Source organism: Amycolatopsis silviterrae (assembly GCF_042684085.1).
In the GTDB taxonomy this organism is placed as follows: Bacteria; Actinomycetota; Actinomycetes; order Mycobacteriales; family Pseudonocardiaceae; genus Amycolatopsis; species Amycolatopsis silviterrae.
Genome location: NZ_JBHUKS010000018.1, coordinates 325,491 through 344,932, shown reverse-complemented (window position 1 = coordinate 344,932; position 19,442 = coordinate 325,491). Strand labels below are relative to the sequence as shown.

Sequence of the window (19,442 nt, the reverse complement as noted above, 5' to 3'; positions counted from 1 at the left end):
GGGACGGGCTGCCAAGGCCGCGCGAGTGGGCTACCGTCGGACTCTGCACCGGACGTGGGGAGAAGTCTGTGACCATCGAATTCCGAGACGTCGTCAAACGCTATCCGGACGGCACGGTCGCGGTCGACGGCCTCTCGCTCACCGTGGAAGACGGCACGATCACGGTGTTCGTCGGTCCGTCCGGCTGCGGCAAGACGACCTCGCTGCGGATGATCAACCGGATGGTCGAGCCCACCTCCGGCGCGGTGCTGCTGGACGGCAAGGATGTCAGCGAAGGCGACCCGGCGGTGCTGCGCCGCGGCATCGGTTATGTGATCCAGCACGCCGGTCTCTTTCCGCACCGGACAGTGCTCGACAACATCGCCACCGTGCCGCTGCTGTCCGGATGGGACAAACGCAAAGCGCGCGCCCGGGCGAGTGAGCTGCTCGAAACGGTTGGCCTGCCGTCGGAGCTGGGCAAGCGGTATCCGGCACAGCTGTCGGGCGGGCAGCAGCAGCGCGTCGGGGTGGCGCGGGCGCTCGCCGCGGACTCGCCGGTATTGCTGATGGACGAACCGTTTTCCGCGGTCGACCCGGTGGTCCGGGAGGGGCTGCAGGACGAGCTGCTGCGGCTGCAATCCCAGCTGGGCAAGACAATCGTGTTCGTCACGCACGACATTGACGAGGCCGTGCGGCTCGGTGACAAGGTCGCGGTGCTGCGCGTCGGCGGGAAGCTGGCGCAGTACGGCACGCCGGCCGAGGTGCTGCGGCATCCGGTGGACGATTTCGTCGCGTCGTTCGTCGGCCGTGATCGCGGGTATCGCGGGCTTTCCTTCCTGCCGGCCAGCGGTGTCGAGGTGTCGCCTGCTCGGACGGTCGACCTCGGCAGCAAGATCGACGGTCCGTCGGAGGGCTGGCTGCTCGCGGTGAATGGCGAGAAACAACCGCGCGGCTGGCTGCCCCCGGGTTCCACTGTGGACGGTCCGCTGGCGGAAACCGACCTCGTGGCGGGCGGATCGCTGTACGTGCAGGGCACGCCGATCCGCGGGGCGCTCGACGCGGCGCTGTCGTCGCCGGCCAGCCTCGGAGTCGTGGTGGACGACGAGAACCGCGTGCTCGGGACGGTGGTCGCGCACCAGGTCTTGGATGTAATCGAGGCCTCCCCGCAGGCGTCCTGATGGGCGACTTCTTCGGCGAACTCGGCCGCTATCTGTCGAGCGCGAACAATCGCGGCGAAATCCTCGCCAACCTTCTCGACAACATTTATCTCGCGCTGGTGCCGCTGGTCGCGGGCATTGTGCTGGCGATCCTGTTCGGCTGGCTCGGACATCGCTGGCGGCCCGCGCGCAGTGTGCTGCTGGTGGTCGGGAATCTGCTGTACACGATTCCGTCGCTGGCGCTTTTCGTGGTGATTCCCGGCATTATCGGGACGAAGATTCTCGACAGCGTCAACGTGATCGTCGCGCTGACCATCTACACCACCGCGTTGCTGGTGCGGCCGGTGCTGGACGCGCTCGAAGCGGTGCCGCCGCACATCGTCGCTGCTGCCACGGCGATTGGATACCGTGCGCCGCGACGGTTCTTCAGCGTCGAACTGCCCCTCGCGGTGCCGGTGCTGGCGGCTGGGGTGCGGGTGGCGTCGGTGAGCAATATCAGCCTGGTCAGTGTCGGTGCGCTGATCGGTACCGGCGCGCTGGGCGTGTTGTTCACCGACGGATTCCAGCGGGAGTATTTCTCGCCGATCGTGGTCGGAATCGTGCTGACGATGCTGCTCGCGCTGATTGTCGATCTGCTGCTGGTGGTGCTGCGGAATCTGCTGACGCCCTGGGAGAGAGCGGGCCGCGCGCCCGTCGCGGAGGTGGCGGGATGATCGGCGACGTTTTCACCTGGTTCACCACCGCCGCGAACTGGCAGGGTTCGGGCGGCATTCTCGCCCGGCTGGCGCAGCACGTCGGCTACATCGCGCTGGCGCTGGTCATCGCGCTGGTGATCGCGATCCCGATTGGACTGTTCGTGGGCCACACCGGCCGCGGCGGCGTCGTGCTGGTGGGCGTCGGCAACGCGATCCGCGCGTTGCCGACGCTCGGGCTCGTGACGTTCCTGTTCCTGCTCTTCACCGAAAGCACGACGGCGACGATCATCGGCCTGGTGGTGCTGGCGATCCCGCCGGTGCTGGCGGGCACTTACGCCGGTCTGCAGGCAGCCGAGCACGATGTCGTCGACGCTGCCCAGGGCATCGGGATGACCGGCTGGCAGCGACTGTGGAAAGTGGAGGTGCCGATCGCGCTCCCCTTGGTGCTGGGCGGAGTTCGCAATGCGGTGCTGCAGCTGATCGCGACCGCCGCGGTGGCCGCGTACGTCGGTCTTGGCGGTCTCGGCCGGTTCCTGCTCGACGGACTGGCCATTTTGGACTACACCGAGGTCGTCGCGGGCGCGATTCTGACCGCACTGCTGGCGATCGTGGTCGACCTGCTGCTCGCCACGGTGCAGCGGGCCTTGGTGCCTAAGGGAGTACGGCTGGCGGCGCAGGCAGCGTCCGGCCGGGCGGTGGCTGCGGGAGGAACGGCGTGAAGCGGTGGGGGATCCTGGTGGCCGGTTTGGCGCTGCTGGCTTCGGCATGCGGAAACCCGCTGTCCGGCGGTGGTGAGGGCGGCAATACCGGCGACATCATCATCGGCGCGTCCGATGTCGGGGAAAGTTCTTTGCTGGCCCAGATTTATGCCGGGGCGTTGCGGAATGTCGGCGCGCACAACGTCACGGTGCGGCCGCCGGTCGGCAGTCGCGAAGTCGTGGTGAAGGCGTTGCAGGACAAGTCGTTGTCGGTGGTTCCGGATTACTCGGGGAACCTGCTGCGGTACTTCGACAAGAATACCGCGGCGACCACTTCGGAAGACGTTTACGCCCAGCTCAAGCAGAAGATTCCGGCCGGGTTCACCGTGCTCGACCAGTCGCCCGCGCAGGACAAGGATCTGCTCGTGGTGGGCAAGGAACTCGCGGCCACCGGGGTGAAGACGTTCTCCGATCTCGGGCCGCGCTGCAAGGACCTGGTGATGGGCGGGCCGGGGCAGTGGAGCAGCCGGTGGAAGGACCGGATCAAGCAGTTGTACGGGTGCGAGTTCAAGGAAATCCGCACGACGGACACCGGCGGGCCGGTGACGGTGGCGGCGTTGAAGTCGGGTGACGTGCAGGTGGCGGATTTGTTCAGCACGTCGGCGACTATCGCGTCCAATGGGTTTGTGCCGTTGGATGACGACAAGCATATGTTCCCGGCGCAGAATATCGTTCCGTTGGTGGCTAAGGGGACGTTGAACGATGCCGAGACCGCGGCGTTGAACCGGGTCTCGGCAGCGTTGACCACAGAGCAGTTAACCGAGTTGAATGTGCAATACACGGATGAGAAGCGGAATGCTAAGGACATCGCTGGGGAATTTTTGCAGCGGAATGGATTGCTGACGTCGTAAGCGGTCAGGCACCTGGACGCGGCGCGGAGCCTTCGATCCGTTCGACCAGCTCGTCGCGGTACTCCCGCACCGCCGGAAGCTCCGGCTCGTCGCCGTTCGCCCGCTTCAGCGCGCCTTCCAGGATCTTCAGCCCCTGGCGTTCGTCGCCGCGCGCATCCGCCTGCCGTGCGGCGTTTTCCAGTGCTTTCGCGAGCTTGGTCTGCGCTTCGGGTTCCTTGGCGGCCTTGTGGATCCGGATCCAGTTGCCGCCCGGATCGATGACGGTGAACCCGGTGTACCGGTCGTTGCGCAGCCGCGGCCGGGTCATCCGCGGGATGCCGGAGACGAGCACTTTCCCGTGCACGGACCGCATCCCCGCCGCGAAGGCCTCGAACAGTTCGCCGATGTCCGGCACGATGACCAGGCACGTGCTGTACGACTGCGCCGGGTCGTAGTCGTCCATTCCGAAGAAGTGCAGGTTGATGTCTTCCCGCCGCAGCGCGACGTGCGGGTTCGGCCGCGTCTGCCGGTAGGTGATCTCGAAGCCGAGCATCTCGTAGAACGACGCGATCTCGTCGATGGAGGGGCAGGGGAGGAGCGGGATGGTCAGTTCGTTCGCCATTGCCTGAACGTAAGCCCGGATCGGCTGAAACGACACGGAGGTATTTGCTTGTGTGAACGGAAAGTTCAGAGCCGGTCGAACGCCGCTGCGTAACGGAACGCGCCTCGGTTCGCCGGGTCGTACGCGGCTAGCCGCAGCGCCTGGAAGTGCGGGGCCCATTCCGGTACCGGCGGGGTGATGCCGAGCGTGTCGGCCAGTGCGAAGCCGAAGCGGGAGTAGTAGCCGGGGTCGCCTAGCAGGATGATCAGGCCGTAGCCCAGTGCGTTGGCCGCGCCGATCGTCGCGTGGACCAGGGCGGAGCCTGCGCCGCTGCGCTGGTGGTCGGGGTGCACGCCTAGCGGGCCGAAGCCGATGGCGGAATTGGGGTCGTCGCCGAGGCGGCCGGGGCTGGCGCAGGCGTGGCCGATGACCTCGCCGTCCTGGAGTGCGACTAGCGAGAGGGCGGGGAGCAGATCGCCGTCGGCGGTGAGTTCGGTGACTAGTTTCGCTTCGGGCATTTCGCCGGTGACGTTCGGGTTGTGGACGCGGAACGCGGCGGTGTGCACGGCGTGGATCGCGGGGGCGTCGTCCGCGGTGGACTGGCGAATCTGCATGGTGCTCAGTTTCCCTGAGGGGCGGGCTGTGCGGAAATTGATTTCGGGGCCGGGCGGTCGTCGCGCATGAAGAGGAGGACTGCCGCGCCTAGGACGGGGCCCGCGGCGAGGGTGAGGAACGCTGAGTAGAACGAGCCGGTCGCGTGGAAGACCGGGCCTACTACGGCGGGCACGATGACGCTGCCTAGTTGCCAGAACGCGTTCACCGCGCCCGCGGCGGAGCCGGCTAGGCCTGCGCCGGTCAGGGCGGGGATCATGGCGGCGGTGAGCGGGCTGTAGGCGTAGGCGCCGATGCCCAGGATCGGGGCTACCACTAGGAAAGCGCTGTAGCTGCTGAGAGATCCGAAGGTCAGCAGGGCGGCACCGAAGAGAATGAGGACGGCGATGATGGGGATTCGCCTGCCTAGGCCGATTTTGTCGGTGAGCCAGCCGATCAAGGGTTTGATGACTACTGCGGTGCCGGAGAAGATCACCAGGACTACGCCAGCGCGTACCGGGTCGATGTGTTCGCCGCGGATCATCAGGGTGTTGGACCACGTGACGAAGCCGTAGGTGCCCCACAGGCCGCCGAAACCGGCTAATCCCAGCAGCAGTAGGTCTCGGTTGCGGAAGAGCGGGCGTGGGTTGGGCAGGGAGCGTCGGGCGGGGGCGGTGGAGGGAGCGCCGTTGCGGATGAAGGCCAGGCACAGCAGGCCGAGGGCGATGGTGACGCCGCCGAAGAGGTGGTAGGAAACCGGCCAGCCGCTGGTTTTCACCAGGGTGGGGACGACGGCGTTCGCTACTACCGTGCCCAGTGAGGTCGCAGTCATGAAGATGCCGCTCGCCAGTCCATGCTCTGCTGGGCGGAACCACGAGGTGATCAGCTTCAAGCCCGCGGAGAAGTCGACGCCGGCGAACAGGCCCAGCAGGGCTTGCAGAGTCAGGCCCCAGGCGATGGACGTGGTGGAGCCGAAGAGAACCATCAGGACGCCGGCGACCAGTGAACTGACGCCCAGGACCGCGCGGCTGCCGATCCAGTCAGAGAGGAAGCCGCCCGCGGTGTTGGAGACGACGTAGCCGATGTAGTAGCAGGTGGCGAAGATCCCTAGTGCGGCGAGCGGGACGCCAAGGGAGTCGCTGACCGCTGACGACGCTGGGCCCCACGTCGACCGGTCGACCGAGGTCATCGTGAACACCGCCCAGCAGAGCAGCAGGACAACCCAGCGATAGCGGCTCGGCATGGGGGCTCCTTCCGGGGAATGGTTCCGGAAGGTTCTCGTTACCGGGCGTGGCGGGTCAAGCCGGGAGGGTGGCGGATCAGGCCAGTGCGTCCTGGCGGTGTAGTTCGGCGCGGATCGCGCGGATGTCGTGGGCTCGGCCGTCGACGTACTGTGCGGCGGCGATCCCGGCGGCGTGGCCGGTCGCGAAGGCGGTGCCCATGACCCGGACGGAGGCGTATGCGTCGTCGTCTGAGCTGGTCAGGCGGCCGGCGGCCCAGAGGTTCGAGGTGTCGGCGGAGCAGATCGCGCCATAAGGCAGGTCGTACCAGCCTCGGTTGGCGATCGGTTCGTAGCGGGTGATGCCGGGTCCCGCGTGGTCCTCGATCGGCCAGCCGCAGCGGCCGATGGACGCGTCTGGACGTTTGCGGGCGGTCAGGACGTCGCGGCCGGTGAGTTGTTCGCGGCCGACCAGGTGGCGTCCTTCGCGGATGCCTAGTTGCGGGCCGGTTTCCTCTAGGCGCGCTGACGACCAGCCGCGGAGGTGTTTGCGCAGTGCGTCGAGGTATCGCCAGGCTTGCTGGCGCGCGTTGGCTTCGTCGCGGCTGAGTGCGGCGGCGTCCAGGACGTCGGTCTGCTCGTCCACCAGGAGTGCGATTACGTTGCGGGTCAAGGGTAAGTGCACGGCGATGCCGTAGTCGCGGGCCAGCTGGACGCCGGTTTCCCGGTGGTACGCGGCGATCGCGGCGCGCAGGCCCTCGCGCGAAAGGTCGGCGTCGTCGGGGACGCCGGAGAACCGGCAGACCAGGGTGCAGGTCTGCCGGTCGCTCAGCGGGGTGATGCGGACGGCGGCGCCAGCGGCGGCCAGGAGTGCGCCGTCGCCGCTGGCGTCGATGAACGCGCCCGCGGTGACGCGTTCCAGGCCGCCGCGGTGGTGCAGTTCGACCTCGGTGACCACGCCGTGCGTCCGCTTCGCGCCGATGAGCTTGGTGTGCAGCAGGACGTCCACGCCGGCGTCGGCGACGAGTTCGTCGTAGACCACCTTGGTGGTTTCCAGGTCGAGCAAGACGATCTTGTTGCCGGTCCAGCCCATCGTCTTTTCCTCGTAGGCGCCGCGGTGCCGCAGCCGTCGCAGGACGTCCTCGCCGACGCCCGCGACGACCTGTTCCCCGGTTTGGTCGAAGAACCCGCACAGCGTCAGCACCGAGCTGATCGTCGCCGCGCCGCCCAGGTACGGGTACTGCTCGACCAGCAGCACCCGTGCCCCGGTTCGCGCCGCCCCGGCCGCGGAGGCGATACCCCCAGCACCGCCTCCGACCACGACGACGTCGTAGTGCACTTCTGCCCTCCTCAGGGTTTGTCAACCAGTGAACGCGGTCCGGCGGGGGTGTCGCCACTGCCGTTCTGGTACCCCGGGCATAACCAGAAGGTATGTCTATGAGTTCGAGAAAGTATGAAACTCGTATGAGTTGGCGTACGCTTGCGGCCATGGACACGAAGGCAGCCGGATACCGGCGCAAGGTCAACACGATCAACCGGTTCATCACCGCCCTGCAGCGCGCGGGGGTCGCGTTCGGGCCGATGGAACTGCTCACCGTTCCCGGGCGGCGCAGCGGCGAGCCGAGGACGTTTCCGTTGGCGGTATTGAAGATCCGGGGCGAGCAGTACCTGATTCAGGCGTTCCCGAAGGCGGCGTGGGTGGCGAATGTGCGGGCGGCCGGGGAAGGGACGTTGTCTCGCGGGCGGCGGTCGCGGCGGGTGCGGTTCGTTGAGTTGCCAGTCGCGGAGCGGGGGCCGGTGTTGCGCGAGGCGGTGGCGGCTGGGGCGGCGAGTGTGGGGAGGCGTTACGTGACCACGGGGCTGGCGGAGTCGCCTACGCCGGACGGGGTGGCGGCGGCCGCGGCTGCGGGGAGGATCGCGGTGTTTCGGGTCGTGAGTGGCGATGCCGGTTAGAACCGGGATCGCCACTCACGACCCCGCAACGCAAAAGGCCGCCGCGGAACGCTCCCGCGGCGGCCTTCAGCTAACCGAGACTCAGTCGAACGCCTTGGCGATCAGCGCCTTCTGCTCGACGTCGTGCACCTTGGACGAACCGGCCGACGGGGCGGCCATCGGGCGGCGCGCCGCCACGTCCAGCCCGGTGAAGAACTCCGGGAACTTCCGGGGCAGGTTGAGGCCGAAGAACGGCCACGCGCCCTGGTTTTCCGGCTCCTCCTGGACCCACATGATCTTCTGCGCGTTCGAGTAGCGCTCCACCGCGGCCAGCAGCTTCTTCTTCGGCAGCGGGTAGTACTGCTCGATCCGCACGATCGCGACGTCGTCCGCGCCGCGCTTCTCGCGCTCGGCCACCAGCTCCCAGTAGAGCTTGCCCGAGGTGAGCAGCACCTTGCGGATCTTCGCCGGGTCCTGCGTGGCGTCGTCGATCACCGACATGAACCGGCTCTGGCCGGTGAAGTCCTCGACCGTCGACGTGGCCGCCTTGTTCCGCAGCATCGACTTCGGGGTGAAGACGATCAGCGGACGCTGGATGCCGTCGAGGGCGTGCCGGCGCAGCAGGTGGAAGTAGTTCGCCGGGGTGGACGGCACCGCGACGGTCATCGACGCTTCCGCGCACAGCGACAGGAACCGCTCGATCCGGCCGGACGTGTGGTCCGGGCCCTGGCCCTCGTGGCCGTGCGGCAGCAGCAGCACGACGTCCGAGCGCTGGCCCCACTTGGCCTCGCCGGAGGAGATGTACTCGTCGATCACGGTCTGCGCGCCGTTGACGAAGTCGCCGAACTGCGCTTCCCACATCACCAGCGCGTCGGAGTTCGCCACCGAGTAGCCGTACTCGAAGCCGACGGCCGCGTACTCCGACAGCGCCGAGTCGTAGATCATCACGCGGCCCTGGCCGTCGGCCAGGTGCTGCAGCGGCGAGTACTCCTGGCCGTTCTTGCGGTCGATGAACACCGAGTGCCGCTGGGTGAAGGTGCCGCGCCGGGAGTCCTGGCCGGACAGCCGCACGAGACGGCCTTCCAGCGCCAGCGACCCGAACGCGAGCAGTTCGCCGAACGCCCAGTCGACGCCGCCCTCGCGGGACATCTTGTGCCGCCGCTCCATGACCGGCTTGACCCGCGGGTGCGGGGTGAAGCCCTCGGGCAGGTTGACGAACGCGTCGCCGATCTGCTGCACGACCTCGGGCGACACGGCGGTGGTGACCTTCGCCGGGATCTGCTGCTCGCCCTCGACCGACGGGCTCGCCTTCGCCGGGTGCTTCTCCAGTTCGCGCACCTCGTTGAAGACGTGCTCGAGCTGGCTGGAGAAGTCGCGCAGCGCGGCCTCGGCCTCCTCGACGGAGATGTCGCCGCGGCCGATCAGCGATTCGGTGTAGATCTTCCGGACCGAGCGCTTCGTGTCGATGATGTCGTACATCGCCGGCTGGGTCATCGAGGGGTCGTCGCCCTCGTTGTGGCCGCGGCGGCGGTAGCAGATCAGGTCGATCACGACGTCCTTGTGGAACGCCTGGCGGTAGTCGACCGCCAGCTTCGCGACCCAGTGCGCGGCCTCGGGGTCGTCGCCGTTCACGTGGAAGACCGGCGCGCCGATCATCTTCGCGACGTCGGTGGCGTACTGCGAGGAGCGCGAGTGCTCCGGCGCGGTGGTGAAGCCGACCTGGTTGTTGACGACGATGTGCACGGTGCCGCCGGTGCGGTAGCCGCGCAGCAGCGCCAGGTTCAGGGTTTCGGCCACGACGCCTTGGCCCGCGAAGGCCGCGTCGCCGTGCATCAGGACTGGCAGCACGGTGTAGCCCTCGCCGCCCTTGTCGAGGACGTCCTGCTTGGCGCGGACGATGCCCTCGAGCACCGGGTCGACGGTCTCCAGGTGCGACGGGTTGGACGCCAGCGACACCCGGGTCTCGCCGTCGCCGAACATCCGGAAGTACTTGCCCTCGGCGCCGAGGTGGTACTTCACGTCGCCGGAGCCGTGCGCCTGTCCCGGGTCGAGGTTGCCCTCGAACTCCTGGAAGATCTGGCTGATCGGCTTGCCGACGATGTTCGCCAGCACGTTCAGGCGGCCGCGGTGCGGCATGCCGATGACGACCTCGTCGAGTTCGGCCTCGGCGGCCTTGTCGAGCACCGTGTCCAGCAGCGGGACCAGGGTCTCGCCGCCTTCCAGCGAGAACCGCCGCTGGCCGACGTACTTGGTCTGCAGGAAGGTCTCGAACGCCTCGGCGGCGTTGAGCTTCGACAGGATGTACTTCTGCGCGGACGGCTCCGGCTTGCTGTGCCGGACCTCGACGCGCTCCTGGATCCAGCGCCGCTCCTCGGGGTCGAGGATGTGCGTGTACTCCACGCCGACCGTGCGGCAGTAGGAGTCGCGCAGCACGCCGAGGATGTCGCGCAGCTTCATCCGCTCGCGGCTGGAGAAGTCGCCGACGGCGAACTCGCGGTCCAGGTCCCACAGGGTCAGGCCGTGGCTGAGCACGTCGAGGTCGTGGTGGCTGCGCTGGCGGTAGTTCAGCGGGTCGGTGTCGGCCATCAGGTGGCCGCGCATCCGGAACGCCTCGATCAGCTCCATGACGCGCGCGGTCTTGTCGACCGGGCCGTCCGGGATGTCGGCGACCCAGCGGATCGGCTCGTACGGCAGCCGCAGGCTGGTGAAGACGTCGTCGTAGAAGCCGTCCTCGCCGAGCAGCAGCTCGTGGATCCGCTTCAGGAACTCGCCGGACTCCGCGCCCTGGATGATGCGGTGGTCGTAAGTCGAGGTCAGCGTCATGATCTTGCTGACCGCGAGGTCGACCAGGGTCTTCTCGCTGGTGCCTTCGAACGACGCCGGGTACTGCATCGCGCCGACGCCGATGATCGCGCCCTGCCCCGCCTGCAGCCGCGGCACCGAGTGGTTCGTGCCGATGCCGCCCGGGTTGGTGAGCGAGATGGTGGTGCCCGCGAAGTCGTCCGCGGTGAGCTTGTTCGTGCGGGCCTTCTTGACGATTTCCTCGTAGGCCTGCCAGAACTGCATGAACGTCATGTTCTCGGTGGCCTTGATGGAGGCCACGACGAGAGTGCGGGAGTCGTCCTTGCCCTTCATGTCGATGGCGAGGCCGAAGTTCACGTGTTCCGGCGTGATCGCGAACGGCTTCCCGTCGATCAGCTGGTAGTGCCGGTTCATGTTCGGGAAGTCCTTCAGCGCCCGCACCATGGCGTAGCCGATGAGGTGCGTGAAGGAGATCTTGCCGCCGCGGGTGCGCTTGAGGTGGTTGTTGATGACGATGCGGTTGTCCGCCATCAGCTTCGCCGGGACCGCGCGCACGCTGGTCGCGGTGGGCACGGACAGCGAGGCGTCCATGTTCTTGGCGATCGCCGCCGCGGCGCCGCGGAGCTGCTTGGACTCCGGCTCGGCGTCCTTCGCGGCGGGAGCGGACTTGGCCGGCGCGGGCTTCGCCGCCGGGGCGGGCTTGGCGGCCGGGGCCTTGGCCGCCGGGGCCGGAGCGGCCGGGGACTTGGCGGCGGGCGCGGGGGCGGGCTTCGCGGCGGGAGCCGGCGCGGCGGCCTTGGCTTCCCCGTTCCCTTCCGCCAGCGCGGAGTTGCCGCCCGGAGTGGGCTTGTAGTCGGCGAAGAAATCGTGCCAGGCGGCGTCTACCGACTGGGGGTCCGCGAGAAACCGCTCGTACATTTCTTCGACGAGCCACTCATTGGCACCGAACTGCGATGCGGGACTGCTGCTGGCCACGGCTGGCTCTCGCCTCTATCCATTCTCGATCCGATATCACAAGCATCTGCTGACCGCCAGGCTAGTCCTCTGCCGGTGGCCCGAAACACGCCACCTGGACGCTCGTGAGACAGGTCATTGTCTGGATCGGTTGAGAGGCCCGGCCGGACAGACAGCAGGGCCCACCGTACGCGTCGCAAGGGCCAAATGCCCTCACCTCGGCCGGTTTGAGGTGATCCCGGCCACAGGGCCTGCCCCTGCGACGCGGACCCGGTCAGCTCGCCGCGGCGGGCAGCGAGCGCACCGGCGCCGGTCCGAACCACGCGCGCAAAGCTTCGCGCAGGTCGGCGGGGTCGGTGTCGGGGCTTTCGGCGAGCCAGGCGACGTGCCCGTCCGGGCGGAGCAGGAACGCGGCGGGGACGTCGCTGGTGCACGGGGAGCCGGAAACGAGGTCGAGCCGGTCGAGCCACGGGGCGGCGGTGCGGGCCACCGCGGGCCCGTCGGTGAGGTCGACCAGCACGCCGCGGCCGGAGTGCAGCAGCTTCATCGTGGTGGTCGACTGGCCGTCCACGACGATCGACCACTCCGGCACCCGGGTGCCTGCCAGCGGGTGGTCCGAGGCGGGCTGGGTCGGGTAGCGCACGTCGAGTGCGGTGATCATCTCCGCGAGGTAGCGGTTGACCTCGTCGAACTCCATCAGCGTTCCGAACAGCTCGCGCAGCGGGCCGATCTCCGGACGCGGGTCCATCAGGGCCAGCTGGGCCTGGGTGTTGAAGCAGACGCGCGCACCGACCGGATGGCGTTCGTCGTGATAGGTGTCGAGCAGCGCGTCCGGGCCGCCGTTGACGACCGCGGCGAGCTTCCAGCCGAGGTTCACCACGTCCTGGATGCCGGTGTTGAGGCCCTGCCCGCCCGCCGGGAAGTGCACGTGCGCCGCGTCGCCGGCGAGCATGACGCGGCCCTTGCGGTACTGCGCGGCCTGGCGGGTCGCGTCGCCGAAGCGCGACAGCCACACCGGGTCGCGCATCTGGAGCTCTTGGTCGGTGACCCGCTTGACCGAGGCGGCGAGCTCCTCGAGGTCGACCGGGTCGTCGCGGTGCGCGGTCGGCGGGCGGAACTCGACCGACACGACGCGGTAGAGGTCGCCGCCGAGCGGCACGGTGCCGAAGACGCCGCCCTTGCAGCGGGCCAGGTGCGGTCCGTCGGGCACCTGGTCGAGGTGGACGTCGGCGAGCATCGCGTCGATGTTGGAGGCGGTGCCGGGGAAGTCGATGCCGGCCAGCTTGCGGATCAGGCTGCTGCCGCCGTCGCAGCCGACGAGGTAGCGGGACCGGATCTGGTACTCGCCGTCCGGGCCGTCGACGGTGGCGACCACGGCGTCGGGGCCGTTCTCCAGTTCGGTGAGCCGGTGCCCGCGGCGGATCTCGACGTTCAGTTCCCGTGCGCGCTCTTCGAGGATCGCCTCGGTGCGTGACTGCGGGACCATCAGCGCGTAGGTGTGCCGTCCGTTGAGCTTGCTGAGATCGAGCAGGCGCATGCCGGCGAAGTGGCCCTTCGGCCACACCGGCGCGCCTTCGCTGAAGCGCGGCAGCAGACCGCGCTGGTCGAGCACCTCGACGGTGCGCGAGTGCAGCCCGAGCGCACGGGACTGCCCGCTCGGTTCGGCGAGCCGTTCCAGCACCAGCACGCGGCCCGGTTGCAGCCCCAGCTCGCTCGCGAGCATCAGCCCGACCGGGCCGCCGCCCACGATCACCACGTCGAAGTCGACATCCATCCCGGTGCTCCCCATGTGTCCGTCCCTGTTGTCGGTCCGTCAAGCCTGGAGCACGGCTCCGGTTCGCGGCCATACGCGTTGTGCTGGGGATTCAGCGCTCGACGAGCGGTTTTGGACGGTGTGGCGGCGCTTGAGGCGGGTCTGCCCAGGCCGAAGGGGAAGGCGGGACTCAGGTTGGCGCGGTGTCGTCGCCGAGGCGCGGGGTTCTCGTCCGTGAGGGGAACCTTCACGGACTCTGATTCCCTCAGGGTTCCCTTCACGGACCTTCAGAAATGGTCATGCGGACATCAATCGGGCATTTCGGCGCTTCTGGCGTCCTTTGTGGACTGCCGGGAGCCCTGGCACGGGGGTCGAGAGCGCATCGAGGGGCCTTCGAGACCCGGGCGGAAGCATCGCCGAAAACGAGGGTTTCCGCGGCGGTCCTGCCCGCGGCCCACCGAAACGGAAGGCAGGTACGACCCGGGATGACTGCCCACACCACAGTGGACGCACAGGCGATCGCCCGCCTCAACATGCTGTTCACCCAGTCGAAGATCCTGCACAGCGCGGTCGAGCTGGGGGTGTTCGAACTGCTCGCCGCCGCGCCGCGGACGGCCGACGAGATCCGTGGGGAACTCGGCCTGCACGAACGGTTTACCGGCGATTTCCTCCACGCGCTGGCCGCGCTCGGCCTGCTGGAGCGCGACGGCGAGAAGTTCAGCAACGCGCCGGCGGCCGCGGAGGTGCTGGTTCCGGGCGCGCCCGGCGGCGGCTACCTCGGCGCGCGGGTCCGTACGACCGCGCAGCGGCACTACGCGATGTGGGGCAAGTTGTCCGAGGCCCTGCGCGACGGCGAGCCGAAGGCGGACATCGGCGGGCACGGCGCGTTCGCGAAGCTGTACGAGGATCCGGTGCGCGCCAAGGCTTTCCTGGTGCACATGGACGCGAACAACGCATTGGTCGCGCCGCAGCTGGCTGAGCACGTGGACTGGTCTGCGTACAAGAGCTTCGTCGACGTCGGCGGCGCGCGCGGCAACGTCGCGGCGCAGTTGTGCGTCGCGCACCCGCATCTGCACGGCGGCGTGTTCGAGTTGCCGCCGATCGAGCCGCACTTCGACGAGCTGATGACGGAGCTGGGCGTCGCGGACCGGGTCACGTTCCACCCCGGGGACTTCTTCGAGACGCCGCTGCCGGAGACCGACGTGGTCGTGTTCGGCCACGTGCTGCACGACTGGGACCCGCAACGCCGGGTGGAACTGTTGGTGCGGGCCAAGAACGCGATTCCGAGCGGGGGCGCGGTCGTGGTGTACGACCAGATCCTCGACGCCGAGAACCCGGACCTGCGCAGCCTGATCGGCAGCATCAACGTCGGCCTGATCACCGACGGCGGTTCCGAGTACACCGTGCCGCAGCTGCGGAAGTGGCTGGACGAGGCAGGGCTGGAGTTCCGGGCTGCCACGACTCTGCCGCGAGGCAACGACACCGTTGTGGTCGCGGTGAAACCGTGAGTGCGCAAGCCCTGGTGGTCGGCGCCGGGCCGGTCGGGCTGACCGCGGCGCACGAACTGGCCCGGCGCGGCGTGCGGGTGCGGATCGTGGACCGGGCGGCCGGGCCCGCGGTGACCAGCCGGGCGCTGGCCACGCATCCGCGTTCGCTGGAGATCTACGACCAGATGGGCGTGCTCGACGACCTGCTGCCGCGCGGGCAGCAGGTGCGCGCGTTCACGATTCACATGCGCGGCAAGCGAATGGTCGGCCTGCGGGCGGACTACTCGCGGCTGCCGACGCGGCTGCCGTTCACGTTGATGGTCGACCAGGTCATCACCGAGGAGGTGCTGCGGACCGCGCTGGCCAAGCAGGGCGTCGAGGTCGAATGGGGCGTCGCGCTGGCCGACTTCACCGATACCGGGGACGGGGTCAAGGTCCGGCTCGAACGCGACGGACAGGTCGAGGAGACCTCGGCGGACTGGCTGGTCGGCTGCGACGGCGGGCACAGCGTGGTGCGCAAGAAGCTGGGGCTGAAGCTCGAAGGCGATTCGTCGGAGACCTGGCTGATCGCCGACGCGCAGGCGGACACCGCGTTGCCGCGCGACAGCATCCATCTCATCCGGACCCCGGGCGGGTCGGTGATGATGGTGCCATTCCCGGACGAGGGCAAGTGGCGGCTGCTCGACACTCGAGACGTCGCGTACTCGGGCACCGGCGACGATGCGGCGGTGGCGCGGCGGTTCTCGGAGAAGGTGTCCGCGGCGACCGGCGTGCCGACCGTGGTTTCGCCGCCGACGTGGGTCTCGGTGTTCTCCATCCAGCAGCGGATGGTGCCGACCATGCGGTCCGGCCGCTGTCTGGTCGCCGGCGACGCCGCGCACGTGCACAGCCCGGCGTCCGGCCAGGGCATGAACACCGGGGTGCAGGACGCGTACAACCTCGCGTGGAAGCTGGCGATGGTCCTCGACGGCCACGCCGACGAGCAGCTGCTCGACACGTACTCGCGCGAGCGGGTGCCGGTGGGCGCGGAGCTGCTGCGCACCACGAAGAAGGCGACTTTCCTGGTACAGCTGAAAAACCCGTACGTCGCCGCGGTGCTGCCGGTGGCGTTCGGCGTGATGCGCAACGTTTCGGCGCTGCGCGGCAAGCTGGAGCGCAAGATCATGGGCGGGATGTCCGCGCTGGGACTGTCCTATGCGGACGGTGCCGCGGAAGCCGGTCCTGGACCGCGGGTGGGCGAACGGCTGTCGGTCGTCGCCGGTGCGGATGCGGAAACCCCGGCGTGGCAAGCGTTGCTGGCGCAGTTGCGCGAACCGGGTTGGACGCTGGTGCTCGGTCCGGAGGCGGCGCGCGACGACCTGCCGTCCGTGGGCGGGTGGGTGGTGCCGCAGGTGGCGGGTCCGGGCGGCGACCTGCCGGACGCCGACGGCGCGTTGCGGCGGGCGCTCGGTCTTTCGACGACGGGCTGGATCCTGGCGCGCCCGGACGGCTACGTGGCCGACCGCGGCGACCAGATGTCGGCCGCCGTCGTGCGCGCGGTGCTGCGGCACGCGCACATTTCTGTCTGAGGGCACGTGAGGTCCGTGAGGGGAACCCTGAGGGAATCAGAGTCCCTCAGGGTTCCCTTCACGGACGTGAAGACACGAGGTAAGGAGCGAAGGTGGATCTGGGGCTGACCGGCAAGGTCGTGCTGGTGACCGGTGGCAGCGGCGGGATCGGGGCCGAACTCGCGCGCACGTTCGCCGCGGAAGGGGCCAAGGTCGCGGTCACCTACCGGACCAACCGCGAGGCGGCCGAGGAGGTCGCGCGCGAGTGCGGTCCGGGCCAGGGGCTGGCCGTGCACTACGACCTGACGGATCTGGCCAGTGTGGACGCGGCGGTCGAGCGCGTCGAGGAGCACTGGGGCCCGGTGGACGTGCTGGTCGCGAATGCGATCAGTCCCGGTGCGCTGCGCAAACCGGGAAAATTGTTCGAGGAACTACCTACGGAGGATTGCGTTTCGTTCATCAATGTGAATATTGCTCCGGTACTGCATACCGTGGCGAAGGTGTTACCCGGGATGCGCGCGAAGAAATGGGGACGGATCGCATTTATCTCGTCGCGCGCCGCAACCGCGGGCAAGCCGGGGCGGGAGGCATATGGTGCGGTTAAGTCCGCATTGCACGGTTTTGCCACGAGTCTCGCCTGGGACGTCGGCCGTGACGGAGTGCTGGTCAACACCGTTCTCCCTGGCCTGACCGTTACTCCGCGTGTTGCGGAGGCGGTCCCGGAGGCGGTGCTGGAGCGCGAGCGAGCCATCACGCCCAGTGGCCGATTGAGCTGTCCGGGTGATGTCGCGCAACTCGCGGTGTTCCTCTGTTCGGCCGCCAACGGCAATACGAACGGGCAGTTCGCAGAAGTATCAGGTGGACGTTAAGTTTTTCCGGTCCGGGATCAGGAAGCCGTTTCTCTGCTAGCGTCGCTGGCGTCTCACTGGGGGAAAGCGAAGCACGCCGGCCGCTGCCTGGCGTGCTCTTTCGGCAGGTATCTGGGGGTCGGATGCAGATCGCAATATTGGGACCGCTGTCCGTGCGCGCGGACGGGGTGGGAAAGACGCCGTCCGCGCCCAAACTTCGTACGGTGCTGGCGATGCTGGCGCTCAATGCCAACCGGGCAGTGCACTTCGAGCAGTTCGTCGAGGAGTTGTGGGAGAACAACCCGCCGGCGAGCGCGGCGACGACGTTGCAGACTTACGTCTACCAGCTGCGCAAGTCGTTGCGGCTGGCCGGTTCGGCCGAGGACGGCGCGACGGTCCTGCTGACCCGCCCGCACGGCTACGAACTGCAGGTGCCGCGGGCGGACGTGGTCGACGCGGTGCGTTATTCGGCGCTGCTCGACCAGGCCCGCGACCGGCACGACGCGGGCGACCTCGAAGCGTGTGCCGAACTGGCCAGACAGGCGCTCGCGCTGTGGCGCGGGGCCGCGCTTTCCGATCTTCCGCTCGGCCCGACGCTGGCCGCGCGCGCGACACAGCTGGAAGAGAGCCGCAAAGCGGCGCTGGACCTGCGGTTCGAGGCTGAGCTGGCACTGGGACGGCACCGCCGCGTGGTCGACGAACTGGCCGGTGTGGTCAAGGCGAATCCCACGCACGAGGCGTACTCGGCGAAGCTGATGGTCGCGCTCTACCGCTGCGGCCGCCGGGTCGAGGCGCTCGACGTCTACCACCGGGTGCGCAGCGATTTCATCGCGCAGCTGGGCATCGAGCCGTCGGCGACGCTGCGTTCGGTGCATCAGCAGGTCCTGGTGGACGACCCCGCGCTCACCCTTCCGGCCCCGCGCGGCGGTGGTGTGAGTGAAACCACAATTGGTCTAGACAACGGGCAAATCGACCAGAACGGGCAAAACGCGCGAGCTACGGAAGCAGTCGTCCGGAGTATCGACGACAACGGCACCGTGACTGAGAGCAGTGCCATCGAAGTGGTTTCCGTCGTGCGCGCGGATGCGGAGGGTGACCTGGTTCCGCTGCGGCCCGCCGCGGCGGAGGCGCTCGGGCCGAACCACCTCCCGTCCGACGTGCCCGACTTCGTCGGCCGGGACGAGGAGATCCGCGAGCTGGTGCGGCGGTGCTGTGCGGCGCGCACCAAGCTGACCGGCGGCAGTGCCGTCGTGGAGATCACCGGCGGGCCGGGCGCGGGCAAGACCTCGCTGCTCGTGCACGTCGCGCACCGGGTCCGCGCGTCGTTCCCGGACGGGCAGATCTTCGTGCCGCTGGCTCCGGTGCAGCGCGGCGAGGAGACGATGGCCGACGTGCTGGCCGGCTGTCTGCGCGCGTGCGGCGTTCCGCTGTCGCCCGCGCCGTCGATGTCCGAGCTGGTGAACGTCTACCGGGACTACACCGCGACCCGGCGGCTGCTGGTGGTGGTGGACGACGCGGCCCGGTCGGCCGAAGTGGATCTGTTGCGCCCCAGCGGTTCCGGCAGTCTGCTGCTGGTCGCGAGCAGGCGGCGGCTGTACCTGCGCGGCGTGTGCGCCCCGGTGAGCCTGGCACCGCTGACGGTCAACGAATCGCTGGAGCTGCTCGGCCAGTTCATCGGGCGGCGGCGGATGCTGGAGGACCTCGACTGCGCCAGCGCGCTGGTCCGGATGTGCGGCAGGCTGCCGCTGGCGGTCGCGGCCGTGGGCGGGTACCTCTCGTACCGGCCGAACTGGTCGCTGCGCCGGATGCACGACCGGCTGTCCCGTGACCCGGGAGCAGTGCTCCGTCTGCCGTGCGGGGAAGGCACGGTGGACGCGAGCGTCCGGGCGAGTTACGGGACGCTGCGCGGGCCGGCGCAGGAGGCGTTCCGCAGGCTGGCGAGCATCGACGAGTTCACCGTGCCGGACGCGGTCAAGCTCCTCGGCAGGCCGGGGGAGCTGGTCCGAGAGGTGCTCGAGGACCTCGAATCCGCCGGGCTGGCCGAGGAAATCGGCGAACGCGGCGGCTCGGGACCGCACCGGTACCGGGACGTGGAGTCCAATGTAGACGTTCTGCGGCCGTCCACCTCGGACGTGGTGTATTGCGTACCCCGGCTTCCGTCGTTCGCGGGCCGCTTGCTGGCGAGGGAAGCCGAGCCCGCCGCGCGCGAGGCCGCGGTCGCCACCGGCTGAGCACCGGGCGGGGTCGAGCCGCTGTGGTGCCGGTCGAATCCGGCTGGAGCGCGTTCGA

General features: G+C 68.8%; 15 protein-coding genes. 9 read left to right on the top strand and 6 right to left on the bottom strand.

Annotated features, from left to right (window positions below; genetic code table 11):
* The first annotated feature begins 68 nt into the window (after window positions 1-68).
* Genes ACFSVL_RS26925 through ACFSVL_RS26910 form a run of 4 tightly spaced genes read left to right on the top strand, consistent with a single transcriptional unit; the run spans window position 69 to window position 3,440 of the window.
* Window positions 69-1,157, top strand: coding sequence for an ABC transporter ATP-binding protein (locus tag ACFSVL_RS26925; protein WP_378308341.1), 1,089 nt, complete (start codon window positions 69-71; stop codon window positions 1,155-1,157).
* Window positions 1,157-1,849, top strand: coding sequence for an ABC transporter permease (locus ACFSVL_RS26920; protein ID WP_378308340.1), 693 nt, complete (start codon window positions 1,157-1,159; stop codon window positions 1,847-1,849). The genes ACFSVL_RS26925 and ACFSVL_RS26920 overlap by 1 nt, the downstream gene beginning before the upstream one ends.
* Window positions 1,846-2,550 (top strand): ABC transporter permease, encoded by a 705-nt coding sequence (locus ACFSVL_RS26915; RefSeq protein ID WP_378308339.1) that lies wholly within the window; start codon window positions 1,846-1,848, stop codon window positions 2,548-2,550. Before ACFSVL_RS26920 ends, ACFSVL_RS26915 begins: the two co-directional genes overlap by 4 nt.
* Window positions 2,547-3,440, top strand: coding sequence for an ABC transporter substrate-binding protein (locus tag ACFSVL_RS26910; RefSeq protein ID WP_378308338.1), 894 nt, complete (start codon window positions 2,547-2,549; stop codon window positions 3,438-3,440). The genes ACFSVL_RS26915 and ACFSVL_RS26910 overlap by 4 nt, the downstream gene beginning before the upstream one ends.
* 4 nt (window positions 3,441-3,444) lie before the next feature.
* Here the strand turns inward: ACFSVL_RS26910 and ACFSVL_RS26905 are convergent, their stop codons facing one another.
* The 4 genes from ACFSVL_RS26905 to ACFSVL_RS26890 form a co-directional block, all read right to left on the bottom strand.
* Window positions 3,445-4,041 (bottom strand): hypothetical protein, encoded by a 597-nt coding sequence (locus ACFSVL_RS26905; protein WP_378308337.1) that lies wholly within the window; start codon window positions 4,039-4,041, stop codon window positions 3,445-3,447.
* Between the two features lie 65 nt (window positions 4,042-4,106).
* Window positions 4,107-4,634, bottom strand: a complete 528-nt coding sequence (locus ACFSVL_RS26900) for a GNAT family N-acetyltransferase (RefSeq protein ID WP_378308336.1) — start codon at window positions 4,632-4,634, stop codon at window positions 4,107-4,109.
* Window positions 4,635-4,639: 5 nt separating this feature from the next.
* A complete protein-coding gene (locus ACFSVL_RS26895) occupies window positions 4,640-5,854 on the bottom strand; it encodes an MFS transporter (RefSeq protein ID WP_378308335.1) in 1,215 nt (404 codons plus the stop codon).
* A gap of 76 nt (window positions 5,855-5,930) precedes the next feature.
* Complete coding sequence (locus tag ACFSVL_RS26890) at window positions 5,931-7,169, bottom strand: FAD-dependent oxidoreductase (protein ID WP_378308334.1); 1,239 nt, start codon at window positions 7,167-7,169, stop codon at window positions 5,931-5,933.
* Window positions 7,170-7,318: 149 nt separating this feature from the next.
* On the opposite strand from ACFSVL_RS26890, the gene ACFSVL_RS26885 reads away from it, so the two are divergent.
* Window positions 7,319-7,783: a nitroreductase family deazaflavin-dependent oxidoreductase gene (locus ACFSVL_RS26885; protein WP_378308333.1), complete on the top strand. Its 465-nt coding sequence runs from the start codon at window positions 7,319-7,321 to the stop codon at window positions 7,781-7,783.
* An 81-nt stretch (window positions 7,784-7,864) separates the two neighbouring features.
* On the opposite strand, the gene ACFSVL_RS26880 is transcribed toward ACFSVL_RS26885, so the two are convergent.
* Window positions 7,865-11,539: a multifunctional oxoglutarate decarboxylase/oxoglutarate dehydrogenase thiamine pyrophosphate-binding subunit/dihydrolipoyllysine-residue succinyltransferase subunit gene (locus ACFSVL_RS26880; RefSeq protein WP_378308332.1), complete on the bottom strand. Its 3,675-nt coding sequence runs from the start codon at window positions 11,537-11,539 to the stop codon at window positions 7,865-7,867.
* 253 nt (window positions 11,540-11,792) lie between these two features.
* On the bottom strand, window positions 11,793-13,307 hold the full coding sequence (locus tag ACFSVL_RS26875) for an FAD-dependent monooxygenase (protein WP_378308331.1): 1,515 nt from the start codon (window positions 13,305-13,307) through the stop codon (window positions 11,793-11,795).
* Window positions 13,308-13,756: 449 nt separating this feature from the next.
* Here ACFSVL_RS26875 and ACFSVL_RS26870 point away from each other — a divergent pair, with 449 nt between their 5' ends.
* From ACFSVL_RS26870 to ACFSVL_RS26855, 4 genes are all read left to right on the top strand, one after another.
* A complete protein-coding gene (locus ACFSVL_RS26870; RefSeq protein ID WP_378308330.1) occupies window positions 13,757-14,779 on the top strand; it encodes a methyltransferase in 1,023 nt (340 codons plus the stop codon).
* Window positions 14,776-16,326 carry an FAD-dependent oxidoreductase gene (locus ACFSVL_RS26865; RefSeq protein WP_378308329.1) on the top strand — a complete coding sequence of 517 codons (1,551 nt, stop codon included), beginning with the start codon at window positions 14,776-14,778 and terminating at the stop codon, window positions 16,324-16,326. Before ACFSVL_RS26870 ends, ACFSVL_RS26865 begins: the two co-directional genes overlap by 4 nt.
* Window positions 16,327-16,418: 92 nt before the next feature.
* Entirely contained in the window at window positions 16,419-17,174 is a 756-nt protein-coding gene (locus ACFSVL_RS26860) for an SDR family NAD(P)-dependent oxidoreductase (protein ID WP_378308328.1), read from the top strand.
* A gap of 122 nt (window positions 17,175-17,296) precedes the next feature.
* Entirely contained in the window at window positions 17,297-19,384 is a 2,088-nt protein-coding gene (locus ACFSVL_RS26855; protein ID WP_378308327.1) for an AfsR/SARP family transcriptional regulator, read from the top strand.
* The last annotated feature ends 58 nt before the right edge of the window (window positions 19,385-19,442 follow it).